The sequence below is a fragment of the Mucilaginibacter sp. P2_D11 genome, from assembly GCF_056404435.1.
This window is the reverse complement of sequence record NZ_JBFUEA010000003.1, coordinates 169,970-183,291: the sequence shown is the minus strand read 5'-3', so window position 1 is coordinate 183,291 and position 13,322 is coordinate 169,970. Positions and strand designations below refer to the sequence as shown.

The 13,322-nt window shown below is 48.0% G+C and carries 7 protein-coding genes; all 7 read right to left on the bottom strand.

What is annotated here, in order from left to right; all coding sequences use genetic code 11:
• Nucleotides 1–6: 6 nt before the first annotated feature.
• On the bottom strand, nucleotides 7–1,020 hold the full coding sequence (locus AC1DXC_RS05650) for a phytase (protein ID WP_477458166.1): 1,014 nt from the start codon (nucleotides 1,018–1,020) through the stop codon (nucleotides 7–9).
• Between the two features lie 71 nt (nucleotides 1,021–1,091).
• A complete protein-coding gene (locus AC1DXC_RS05645) occupies nucleotides 1,092–2,354 on the bottom strand; it encodes a right-handed parallel beta-helix repeat-containing protein (protein ID WP_477458165.1) in 1,263 nt (420 codons plus the stop codon).
• Between the two features lie 28 nt (nucleotides 2,355–2,382).
• Nucleotides 2,383–5,157, bottom strand: coding sequence for a TonB-dependent receptor (locus AC1DXC_RS05640; RefSeq protein WP_477458164.1), 2,775 nt, complete (start codon nucleotides 5,155–5,157; stop codon nucleotides 2,383–2,385).
• Nucleotides 5,158–5,433: 276 nt separating this feature from the next.
• Nucleotides 5,434–7,047, bottom strand: coding sequence for a tetratricopeptide repeat protein (locus tag AC1DXC_RS05635; RefSeq protein ID WP_477458163.1), 1,614 nt, complete (start codon nucleotides 7,045–7,047; stop codon nucleotides 5,434–5,436).
• A gap of 156 nt (nucleotides 7,048–7,203) precedes the next feature.
• Nucleotides 7,204–8,289: an alkaline phosphatase family protein gene (locus AC1DXC_RS05630; protein ID WP_477458162.1), complete on the bottom strand. Its 1,086-nt coding sequence runs from the start codon at nucleotides 8,287–8,289 to the stop codon at nucleotides 7,204–7,206.
• A gap of 73 nt (nucleotides 8,290–8,362) precedes the next feature.
• Entirely contained in the window at nucleotides 8,363–9,937 is a 1,575-nt protein-coding gene (locus AC1DXC_RS05625) for a SusD/RagB family nutrient-binding outer membrane lipoprotein (protein WP_477458161.1), read from the bottom strand.
• 36 nt (nucleotides 9,938–9,973) lie between these two features.
• Entirely contained in the window at nucleotides 9,974–13,297 is a 3,324-nt protein-coding gene (locus tag AC1DXC_RS05620; RefSeq protein WP_477458160.1) for a SusC/RagA family TonB-linked outer membrane protein, read from the bottom strand.
• Between the last annotated feature and the right edge of the window lie 25 nt (nucleotides 13,298–13,322).

Below are 13,322 nucleotides of genomic sequence, written 5' to 3'. Positions count from 1 at the left end.
GGTTGTTTACTTTACTTTCAGGTCCTTGCCAGCTATATCTTCCCAGCGATAATAGTGGAAGGTTTTATCGTTGCTCATCACTACAAATAACCCGTGTTTGAAGTTCTCGTCTAACGGCACGTTCACCACATCAGAACCATCGCTTTGCGTGGCGGCTACGTTGACAACCTTCAGCAGCTTATGCTCGAATGGGTTCTGCGCCGTGCCTTCGCGACTGAACACCTGGAAACGGTTGGCCCCCTGATCCGACACCTGGATGTATCCCGTAGAATCCGTCAGCTTATAAATCGATATACCCTCATGGTCGGCAGCGAAACCGCTGGTGCCGAATATGGCCAGTTGCGCGTCGCCTTTCTCCGGGTCGGCGTAGTATTGCCTTACCCCTGTCTGCTCGTCGGAATAATAAATGTAGCCCAGCTCGTTATCAACGGCTATGGCTTCTATCTCTTTTTTGCCGCTATAAGTACCAAACTTGCGCACCAGCGTAGCTTTAACATGCCCGCTGCCATCGTCGCCCAGTAAATATTGCCAGAGGTAACCGCCGGTTGTGGGCCCGTTTTTACGGCCGGCTATGGCATACATGCGGCCATCTTTGGCGGTGTATATAGATATCCCCATCAAATCGCGGTATTCGAAACCTGTCTCGCCTTCGAATATCTCTATGCCGCCATTGTCTACGGGCAGCATATCGGGCAACGAAAATATCCGCAGCTTATGTGTCATGCGTTCGCTTGCAATTACAATGTCGGTTGCTTTGCCATTCAACACCAAGCCGTAGGCAAGGTCTACATTGTTTGGCCTTTTCAAGCCCCTTACCACTTTGCTTTGCACAATTTTGCCATGCAAATCGAACACGTACAGCGCGCCGTCTTCATTTTTATCGGTACCTATCACCAGGCTTTTGGCAGGGTCGGCAGGGTTTACCCAAATGGCAGGGTCGTCGGTATCGTATTTCACGGGTTCGGTTACAAAAAGGGGCTTCACTATCGCCGCATCGCCATTTTGCGTTTTGGGTTTCATGGGTTGCCCGCACGCTCCGCTGCAAACCAGCAGGAGCGGCAGAACCCTATTCAAAAACTTAACACTCATGCTTATAATTTTGTGCCGTATGCGCCCACGAATATTGCCGGCTCCGGCGATACATAGGTAATACCGTTAGCCATGGTGATGCCGCCTTTATGGTGGCGGGTAAAAGCGGTAGTGCCTTTGGTAAGCGCAGGCGAAACACCTTGTAGATGGAAATCCCATGCGGTATTGAAATCGGGACTGGTAACCGGGTTATCCAGCGGGAAGTTCACGAATTTAGGATCGTTCTCACCGGCTGTGGTGCCCCTTACATCGTTAGTGCCTGCTATCACGTCGTTTTTGCCTGGCTGGAACTGGTTAACAGTAGTTTGGTCGAAACCATAGTACCAGTTGTTGCTGTATTTAGAACGCGCGTCCTCAGGCTTCTTCGGGTCGCGTTTTACGCCGAAACGGGTATTGGCAAACAGGTTGTTGTACAAATCGGCACGCACAGTGGCTTCCAACCAAACCGAACCGCCTTTTGCGGTAGGCCTCCTCCAGCCGGTGTTTACCATCGTATTATTGTAGGCAATGATATACGCCTGTGGGTTACGGTCGCCACTGTTAGATAGTTTAAGCGCGTTGGTATTGGTGCTGTAAACCAGGTTATACGCAACATCGGCCAAACATCCCGATTTAAAGTTCATGGCTTCGCCGCCGGTAACGCCGGTGGTATAGAACACGTTGTTGGCAAAAATAATTTTGCCGCCCTCTATGTAAGTGCAATCTTCCTGCAGGTTACGGAAGATACTGTTCTGTACCACCAGCCTGCCGTTTACATTAGAAAACCATAACGCGGGCAGGTTTTCGCCGGCAACCGCTTTGTACAGACCCATTTTTACCGAAGTAGAAGCATCCGAAGTGGTTGCGCCGCCGTACTCGATAATAGTATGGTCGAGCACCAGTTCGGCGCAGCTTGGCGCTGCCAATATGCCGCCCCAAAGCTTACCGAATTTTTTGGCCGGGGTTTTATACAATTCGTTCACAGTGAACCTTACCGGGTTCTCAGCAGTACCTAAAGAATACAGGTTGCCTTTTACCACAATCTCTGGCTTGGTAAGGGTATCCATCAAAACGGTTACGCCTTCTTCTATGGTAAGCGATTTACCCTCCGGGATGATAATATCGCCCTTGATAACCTGGGTACTGCCTCTTTGCCACACACCCGATACTTCGCCTATGGCAGAACCATCCGCCGGCGTAGTATCAACATCTATATTGGCCTTTTCGCAGCTACTGAACATCAGGGCCGATGCTGCAAATGCTGCTATAATCAGTTTAAATTTCATATCGATATATTTTTTTTTGATGTAAATGTTAGTTGAATTTATACCTCAGGCCCAGCAAATAAGTTTGGCCATAGTAATCGCTGCGGATAATGGTGCGTCCGTTTGATACGATGTCTTCCTTTAGCCTGTCGTTCTCGGGGTTGGTTCCTTTTATGAACAGCTTTGTTGGCGTATTAAGTAAGTTGCCCGCTTTGATGAATACGCTCATGCCACTCCTGAACCTTTTCTCGGCCGATGCATCCATCTGGATAAAGCCTTGCTGCCACAAGTCGTTGTTGAGGAACTGCGATACGGTATTGATGCGCGGGCCTGTGTAAGCACCTGCAACCTGTATATCCCAGCCTTTTTTAGTGTCTTTATACAATAAGGACATGTTGGCGATATGCTCCGACTGGCCATACAACGGGCGCGATTGGTTTACCAAAAACGCTTCGATATCGCCAGAAGTGGCATTAATGCGCCTTGATGTTTTTGGCGTAGTAATGCGCGAATGGGTGTAGGTATAGTTGGCCTTGATGCCAATTTTGTTGAAGAACTTAATGTAATCCAACTCGGCACCATAGTTTTTAGCAGTACCGAAGTTGCCCGGGCTGTAGTAGATATCCTGGCCGCGAACCGCGTCTGCCTGGAAGGTGTACTCAATTGGGTCTTTGATGTTTTTGTAGAAAGCACCCACCAGCAATATCTCAGATGCGCCAGGGAACAATTCGTAGCGCAAATCGAAGTTATCGGCCAGGGCGCGTTTCAGGTTCGGGTTACCGCGTTCCTGGTATTCCTCGTTCACTACCTTGCCGGGTACTATCTCATAAAAACCTGGGCGGTTAAGTGCCTTGTAGTAAGACGCGTGCAATTGCGATTTATCGGTTAAATGGTATTTTAAAGTTAAGCTTGGCAATACATCTGTGTACACCTGGCTGCCTTTAGGGTTGGTTTCGCCGGCCGGGAACAACAGGTTGTAGCCCTGGTTGGTATGCTCTACCCTGGCACCACCTATTACATCGAGGCTGTGGGTGGTAAACTTGAACATACCGTAACCCGCGCTGGTTTTTTCAGAAGCATCGTAGGTAAGCGGGTTACTTACCGCGCCTGTTGGGTTGCTTACTACCAGGCTTAGGTCGGTGTAGTTGTTAAAATCTACCCCGTATTGCTTGCCTGCGTTAGCAGCTGTTGGCGCAAGGGTGTAATTATTAAAGAAGCTGCTGCGTTGCTTATCGCGATAAAGGCCGCCCACGGTAAAGTCTACTTTTACGCCACCAATTGGTGCGGTGTAGGTAAGGTCTAAGTAACCCGCTTTGTCTTCGTCGGTATTACGCTCCCAGCGGCGGTTTACCGGTGAGGTGTTCACCAGCGAAGTGCGTTTATCCACGAAACCCTGGCGCAGGCCGTTCAGGCTAATGGTCGTATTATCGGGCACCTCGTTCTGCGCAGTTGAGTAAACTGCCGACCATTGTATCTTGAACTTATCGCCAAAGAGTTTGTGATCGCCATGCAGGGTGCTGTTGTATATCTTCTGCTCGGTTAAGCGGCTCCGGGTATCGTAGGTCAACTCTGCGTTGCCTGCTGTCGGGTCGTAAACGCCGTTGTAAGATGTGCCTACCGCATCGCGCAGTTGCTGGTTCTTCAGGTCTACGAATACGTTGTATAAGCTCAGCTTGTTGTTTTTATCGAAGGCATAGTCAACCTTGCCATGCAGGCCAAGGCGGGTTTGCTGCTCCGAATACTGGCGGTAGCTTTTGCTGGTGATAACTGCGTAAGCATCGGTGCCGTTTACTGCCGAATTATAGAACGTGCTGTTGCTACCGCGGTAGGTATTCTGGTAACTACCTGCAACAATAACGCCTAGCTTGCTATCGAAGAAACGCTGGCCTAAAGATAAGCTACCAATAACATTAGGGGCGGGTTTTTTGGAGGTATAGTCCAAAGTGCCTTTGGCAAAATCGGCCTGGGTAGCGGTGTAGGTGCGGCCATGCAGTTCATATGGCGACTTACGGCTGATGCCCGAAGCGTCGAAGCTGGTAAAATCGCGATCGAAAAACAGCTGACTATAACCTGTAGCAATGTTGGCGTTCACCTGGAAATGATCCGGCGCGTTTTTCATTACCATGTTAACAGAACCGCCTATGGCGTCGCCCTCTAAATTCGGAGTAAGGGTTTTGTAAACCTCAAGCCTGTCCAGCAGGTCGGCCGGGAATAGATCCAGCGGAACATAGCGGTATTTGTTATCGGGGCTAGGGATCTTCACGCCGTTCACCAGCGTGTAGTTGTAGCGTTTATCCATACCGCGTAAAATGGCGTACTGGCCATCACCGTTGCTGTTGCGCTCTACCGATATACCCGATACACGCTGGATAACGTTTGCCACGGTTAAATCGGGCGATATTTCGATAGCCCGGCCCGAAACGATATTCATCACTTGCGTGGCGTTCTGCTCAATGCGGCGGGCATCGCGGTCGTTTGAGCCGGCGGTGGTGGCCCTTACCACAACTTCGCCTAAATCCTTAGAAGCAGATTCCATGTAGATTTTCACATGAGGTTCATCCTTGCCTACTACTATCTGCTGTACCACCGTTTGGTAAGTGATGTACGATATGCGGAGAGTGGCCGGACCAGCATCCACATCCTTTATTTCGAAGGAGCCATCCAACCCGGTGCTGGTAGACTTGCCTGTTTTCTCGAGCACTATGGTAGCGCCTACCAGGGCCTCGCCCGACTTCTTGTCGTAAACATGGCCTTTTATTTTAGCTGCGTTCGCAATTGCTGCGCAAAAAAGGAACGGAATAAAAAGGTATAAAAGTTTATTCATTTTCGATACGTTTTGTACAAATTGTTGACTCTGTTTTTGGATGTTGCAAAGTTGGACTACCCGCAACGATTAAAAAAATTTTGAGGGCTGCAGAAAGGCGACAGCGTTACATGGGGTGTAAACACAAAAGCAACAATAGTATGTAAATAACTGATAATCAATTACTTAATATAAATAGAAACCTCCATTATCATTATATTACCGTTACATTAACCAAATGTTAAGCGTGGCATATAGAGTTAATATAGATGGGAAAGGGTGATATCGTGTGAAGAATTATAAAGATTGGATAAAGGCGGTGAGGTTGTCGCCCTGGCCTATGTTGAGCTTTTTACGAAGCCTGTAACGCGATACACGCAGACTATCGGTAGAAATCCCCAGCAGCGTGGCTATATCCTCGGAGCTAAGGTTGATACGTAAGAGGGCTATTAGCCGCATATCGCCAGAGGTAAGTTCGTTGCTGTATTGTTTGATGTTCTCAAAAAATTGCTGATGCACCTGTTCAAAGGCAGTGGTAAATTCTTTCCAGTGCTGCTCGTGGTTAAAGCTATCGTTTATCTGCAGGATGATTTGCTGCATCTGCTTTTTCTGGTCGCGCTTATCTTCTTTTACCATGGCCTGCAGGGTGCTGCGCATCTGCTCCAGCAACTGGTTGTTGCGGATAAGGTTGAGCGTATGGCCCGATAGTTCGCGGCCTTTCAGTTCCAGCTGCTGTTTGAGGCTTTCTTCTTCCAGCCGTTGGTTTTCGAGCTGCAGCTGCATCACCTGGTGCTCGGCTTCTTTTTGCCGGGCAAGGGCATGCTGGTCTTTTATCTTTAGCCGCTGCCTGCTGAACACTACTACGCCCAAAGCCACCAGCAAAACCACCACAATAACTCCGGCAGCGGTAATGATATAATTTACTTTGCGAATATTGTTGAGTCTGGTTATCTCGTTGCTCTTCTTATCCATATCAAACAGCACCTGCAAAAAGGCGGTTTGGTTTACGCCCTCCCTCGAGTAGATTTCCAGCGAATACTTACGGCTCAACTCAGCATAATAAAAGGCGCTATCCATTCGGTTCATCAATTGATAGGCTTTGCCCAGGTCTTTGGTGGAAGAGGCCAACTGATAAGTATTGCCTGTTTTTTGGGCAAGGGCCATAGCTTTCCGTGTTTGGATAATACTTTCGGCATAATGGCCGGTTTTGCGCAGTATATCGCCCAAATTGTTCACCACCTCTATAGAGGCAACCTCGTTATTCTCTTCCTTGTACAGTTGCAGCGATTTATTGAAGCTGGCGTAGGCCGAATCGTACTTCGCCAAATCCTCGTAAATGCTGCCCAGGTTTTCGTATATCTTGGCTGCACCTTTTTTGTAATTGGCGCGGGTATAGTTCTTAAGGGCGAGGTTCTGATAATAAAAGGCGCTATCGTAACGGTGCTGTTTTTCGTACAGGTGCCCTATGTTGCCCAAAATACCGGCCTGGCCTACCAGGTTATTGTTTCGCCTGTATATGGCCAGCGCCTTATTGTACATAGCGCGCGACCTGCCCAGTTGCTTATTGTAGTAATAGAAAACGCCCATCTGGCCAAGGTTGGCGGCTTGCAGGTTGGGGTGGTTGTCGCTGCTGAAGATCTTATCAGCGTGTAGGTAATATTCCAAAGCCTGCGCATAGTGGCCCTGGTTATAGCAAATTTGCCCCATTTGCTGCATGCATATGCCTTCGGTAAGGCCATCCTTACGCTCTACTGCACGGGCGGATATCTTCCTGAGGATAATGAGTACCGAATCGGGGTGCTGCTGGCTTATCTGCGCCGCGGCAGCTATTTCCTTATCCTGCGCATAAACCATACCGCAAAGCATAACGCTGATGACGAAGGCCAGGGTACGGACTGATTTAAGCAACATGGGCACGGTATTACGCTAAGCTAAGGGCTCAACAAATAAACTAAAATAGTATTAATTTATCGTTAAAACATCTGCTGTGTAAGCCATGCATAAAAACGAAGAAAACCGGAGAAAAATCGCCGGTTTTCTTTAAATTTCTTAAGGATTTGATGGTTTTTACTTTATCACGGTTTTTATAGCATCACCTACCTCATGGCCGGCGTTGGCTTTAAAATCGAGGCCGAGTAATTGGGCCATTGTTTGGGCCAATTGCTTGTGGTAAGTAGTGCCGGTTTTTACTTCGCCCAGTGGTGCGGTGTCTGGGCCAATAACAGCGAACCAGGTTTGCTCGGCACCTGCTACATCCGAGCCATGGTGGCGCCAGCTATCCAGCTGCTCATAACCGCGGCCATGGTCGCAGGTGATGATGAGGGTGGTGTTGTTTTTATAGAAGGGATCGGCCTGCACCATTTCCCAAAGGCTTTTGATGAAGCCGTCTTCCTGCTTTGCAAATTCAAGGTACGATTTGTAGTTGCCGTTGTGGGCCATATCGTCTGTTTCGTCGAACGCCATGAATAATACGCGCGGCTTGTACTGTTTAAGGTATTCTCTGCTGTACTCATAGGTAACAAAGTCAGACCGGGTGCTATCGTTTACATAATGCGGTACGTTCTCCTGCAGCTCGTTCAGATATTTCAAGCGCGCGTTGGCATCGGCATTTTTCAGGCCCGAATAGCCCGAATACACCGGCAAGCCCGAACGGTTCACGTTCAGTATCTGCGGGAAACGCTCCCATGAAGAGAAAGCGATTACCTTGCCCTCGAAACCCTTTTGCCTGTTGATGTATTCCAGCACGTTCATGTTAGGGTTCACTATAGGGTCGTTGGTGTTCATGCGCACATCGGGGAAACCGGTAAAGATTTCATTATAGCCCGGGTACGAAAATTTGTAGGGGTTGGCAATCTCGTCCTTACCGCCGGCATCGCGGTCGCCGTAAAGCTGGCCCTGCTTTGCTATGGTACCCCATAAAAACGGGAACAGGATAGCCCTGCGCTCCTCCGGGGTTGCTGCCCAGTATCTTTTCTTTACATCCTCCTTATCATTGGTGAATTTGGAGTTGATGAGCGCCGAATCGGCACCTCGGTAAACCTCCTGCCAACGCATGCCATCGAGCGTTACAATGATGAGGTTCTTTGTTTTTTGCTGCGCCATGGCCGGCGATACGGCCAAAGCCGCCAGCAATACGAATAATAGCTTTTTCATGATAATTTTTTTTAAACAGGCAAAGCAGTTATTGCTAACTGCCTTGCTGTATTGTATATGGGTTAGGGGTAAATTATTTAAGTATCCACAAGGCCTGGTAAATATCGTCCTTGCCGCCAAACTGGCTTTGCACTGCTGCATTGTAGTTGGTTGCATTGGCCGTACGCTCATTAGCCGGATACTGGTAACGCACCGGGATAACGCCACCATCGGTATTGCCCGGGCCGATATCGAACGCCGGGATGCCGGTACGGCGCCATTGGTAATAAGCTTCCTGACCAGAATTACGGGCAAATGCCAGGTATTTCTGCGTTAAGATTTGCTTAAGGCCATCGGCAGTGTTGCCTGCATATTTAACAGCAGCCTGGTTGTAATAGGTTGCGTAGCTGAAGGTGATAGGGTACGATACATCATCGCCCAACAAACCACCGCTTTTTTGGAAAGTAACCGTGTTAGCGCCATCGTTTACACCGTAGAAGCCAAAATCGGTATAGATACCATTTTTGTACCACGCTTCGGCATCGCCGGTAACCCAGCCCTGGTTAATAGCTTCGGCAATGTTGAAGCACATTTCGGGGTAGCCAACAATAAAGGTGTTCTCGCCGGTTAGGGTTTCGTAATAACGGTGACGGCCTATCAATGATATTTTACCCGCCTGTACCAGGTTAGCCATATTACTTTGATCCTGGCCCGAAGCGCCGCCCACGAACGAACGGAAATCGGTATCGCCAAAGCCAAGGCCACGTGCCGGCTCGGCCACTTTCATAGCGCGCAAATCATTCAGCGAAGCAAGCGTATTCAGGTAAGTAGCAGCCATGTTGTAACGGGTAGCATCGTTACCGAAGTTACGCGGGCTGTTTGGGTAGATGCTGAATACGCCATCATAAACATATTGCAGGTTATCATCCATACCGCTCAGCAAAGGGTATTTGGTTGGGTTGTTGATGATAGATGCAAATTGCGCTTTTACATTCAGATCCGCATCACTTGCTTTCTTGCTCAGGTTTATCAAAACACGCAGGCGGTAAGCGTTAACCACTTTTTGCCATTTGGTAAGGTCGCCCCTAAAGTAGAAATCGTATTTGCTATCCACTACATAAGTACCGGTGGTAAGCTTGTTTACGGCGTTCATTTCGCCAAGGTCTTTATTGGCATCTTCCAATAAAGCCAGCGCATTGATGAAAACCTGCTTCTGCGAATCATACTTGGGCGTAAGGCCGTCTAAGCCTTTCAAAGCATCAGTCATTGGCACATCGCCAACTTTCATGCTCATCCTCACAAAGAAATAAGCCCTGAAGAATTTAGCCAGCGCGAGGTATGGTTTAGATAGCGTGGCGTTTAGCTTGTTAGATTCTGTTTCCATCGCAACAACGTTGTTCAGGTTACTGTAATCTAAGCCGGTGCTGCCTGTCCAATACTTGTTGTTGTCGTAATAGGTATAGTTACAGGCGGTGTACTGGTTTTGGCGCTCTACCTGGTTATAAGCCGACTCGAAAATTGCGGTCTCGATATTAGGGAGCAACAAGGCTGGCGACAAACCTGCTACAGGCAGGTTTTTATTTTGCACATCCTGGTCGAATTCTTTTTTACAGCCCGATGCCGCAACAATTATTGCTAAAGAGGCTATAGTTATTTTTAATGCTTTCATGTAATGTTTCTTTTGTGTTTGGTGATACTTTATCGCTTAGTAAACCACGTTTAAGTTGAAACCGAAGCTACGGGTAGTTGGGGTTTGCAGGTTGTACTCCAGTGCGGTTTGGCCAAGCTGGTTACGGCCCGGATACTGGTCAACATCAATGTCTTTATACCCTGGTTTGAAGAAGTACAACAGGTTACGGCCTACGATAGAGAACTCAACGCGTGATAATGATAATTTCTTTACCAGGTTGCTTGGCAACGAGTAACCAATTACAACCTCGCGCAGCTTAGCGTAAGTTTTGCTGATAACCGTATGCTGTGGATCGTTGTAGAAGTTGTTCACGTAATCCTGCACGTATTTTACAGGGGTGGTGTTCGCTACGAATTGCAACTGGCTGTAGTTAGAAATAACACCAGTCAATGGGTCGAACTGTATGGCCGGGCTGCCCGGTGCAAGGGTTACGCCATCGTGGCCCAATATTGGGGTACCATCGCTGTAAACTGCACCTTTAAAGCCTGGGTCGCCCCAGTGTTGCGACTCGTATAAACGGGCCGCGCCAATAACGCCTTCATCCGTAACCTGGCCACGACCGCCTTCAACAAGCTTGCGGTAAACCCTATCCTGTATTTTACCACCTACCATACCATCAAACTGGAACGATAGCGTAAATTGCCTGTAACGGAATTTGTTGTTGATGCCCCAGCTAAAGTCAGGGTCGGCGTTGCCTAAGTATTGCGATTTTGGCAAGTACCTTGGCAAGCCCGATGCATCGTGTATCACTTTGCCATCCGGGGTCATGGCTTCGTATTTACCATAAAGTTTGTCAACGCGATCGCCTTTTACGAAAACCTGGTCGCCAGATACGATACCGCTTTGGCCATCGGCAAAAGAATCATAAACTTCCTTGTAAGTACCTAAGTTCATCAACACATCCCATTTGAAGTTTTCACCTACTATAGGGCTGCCGTTAATAGAGAACTCGTAACCGGTACGTTTGGTTGATAAACCATTGGTAACCAAAGTTTGCGCGCTACCGTTGGTTTCAGACAATTGCTGATAAAACAACTGCGGGCCGTCTTTATACTGATAGTAAGTACCTGCAAAACCTAAGCGATCGTGTAGGAAACGCATCTCCAAACCGCCTTCGTAGTTGGTACGGCTGTAAGGTTTAATGTTAGGGCTAATTGCCGTAGTTGGCGCATAAGCTGCGGTAACGTTACCGTAAGAGGTACCCAACGAGTAAGCCGGCTGTGCGGTTTGGTAGTTAGGGCCGCCATAAGTAGTTTGGTAAGCATCGCCATAGCCCACAGGGTAACCGGCAGGGCCAATGTAAGTAGATGTACCACCGCTTTTTACGTTAGCATAGCTGGCGCGTAATTTCAGGAAAGAAATCACTTCCGGCAGTTTCACGTAATCAGAAATAGGAGTTGCAATACTAACCGACGGATAGAAGTACGACTGGTTTTGCAGTGCCGATGATTTCTCGCTGCGGCCTGTTGCTGATATAGTGAAGTAATTTTTATACGATACGTCGGCAGATGCATAAGCACTTGTAGTGATAAGGCTTGAGCCGAAGTTGTAAGCCCTAAGCGGGTTGATGGTATTTTGGAAGGTGTACACATCATGTATCAGCAATTGATCTGTTGATACGAAGGTTGATGTGTATTTAAGGTTACGCAAGGTACCACCGGCCAGCAAGTTAACCGAAATGCCTGTTTTAGCGATATCGTTTAAGTTGTATTTAGCAATTAAATCGGTGTTGTTTTCGAAGATGTCGCGGCGGTCTTCGCGGTAGTTACCATGGCCGTGCTCATCACCGTAAGGGTGTGCCGAGAAAGGCTCCTTCTCTGTGCGCAACATATTGTAGGTAGTGATGTTGCTCCTCAGCAAAATGTCGAAATCTTTAACCGGGCTGTAGGTAATCGAGCCCCAGCCATATATATCGTTTTTGTAATGGCCACGTGTCCACTCGTAGCTTTGGAACCAAGGGTTATGGTAACGTTTGTACTCCACGAATTTTGATTGGATGCCTTCTTTACCCGGCTGCCAGTAATCACGGGCATCGTCTATATTCCAGTCGGCACCGGTCCATAAGTCAACGTTGTAGATGATACTGTTCGGGCCGTAGCTTACATCCGGTACGTTATCTGTGTACTGGCGGTTATAGTTCAGGTTACCTTCAACCTTAATTTGTTTGGTAAGGTTGTAGCTGGCCATTAAGTTGAAGTTAACGGTATTTAAGCCGGTGTTTGGCGTAATACCGCGCTGGTAACCATGCGTAACCGACATCCTAACGGTCGATTTATCCGACGATGAAGAGATGCTTAAGTTGTTGCTGGTAAGCAAGCCCGTCTGCAAAAAGCCTTCCAGGTTGTTAACGCCACGAGCAACCCATGGGGTTGGCTTAATGTGGCCTGTAAAGGTAGAGCCATCGGCAAAAGTGGTTACGTAAGTTTTGGTTGGGTCGTACTCGCCATCGTATTGCGGCAACATTAAACCAGCGTTAAGCCTTGGGCCCCAAACGTCGTAATCACCATCGTTAACGCCACCGCCGGCACCATCGCCAAATGCGTATTTGTCGTTATCGCCGCCACCGTAGTTGTTCTGTACTTTAGGGATAGCAATAAAGCCCCTGTTGAACTGGGTGCTCGAGTTAAGCTCGATAGTAAAACCCTTGGTAGCACTTTTTGCGCGTTTGGTGGTTATTAAAATAGCTCCGTTTATACCACGGCTACCGTATAATGCAGCAGCAGTCGGGCCTTTCAGTATAGTATAAGTATCTATATCATCTGCAGATATGTTCTTGGTATCGGAGTTGATGGGGATACCATCTACCACATAAAAATCAAGCGGCGAACCACGCAGCAATACCGTTGGTGCAGCAAGCAGCTCCTGGTTTATACCAACGTTTAAGCCTGCTACTTTACCGGTAAGGCTATTGATAGCGTTTGGCTCGCGTGCCTTTACCAGGTCGGCACCACGTACTTCCTGTACCGAATAACCCAATTTCTTGGTCTCTTTCTTTACGCCTAACGCGGTTACTACAACCTCATTAAGCACTTTGCTTTCGGCTTTAAAGTTTAAGTTATATATGGCATCCTCGCCAACGGCAATTTCCTGCGCTGCGTAGCCTATAAATTTAAAAACCAGCACCTGGCCCTTTGAGGCATTGATGCTGTAATGACCGTTTACATCTGTTACCGTACCCTGCTGGGTGCCTTTTATAGACACGGTAACTCCTGGTAAGGGCTGCTGTGTTTCATCGGTAACTTTACCTGTAATTTTCGATTGCGCCAGCAACATGCCGGGCAGCAAACAAAACATTACAACCGCTAAAACGGCCTTTAAATGTCTGTAAATCTTTTTCATTAATAGATTGTTTTTGAGTGGTAAA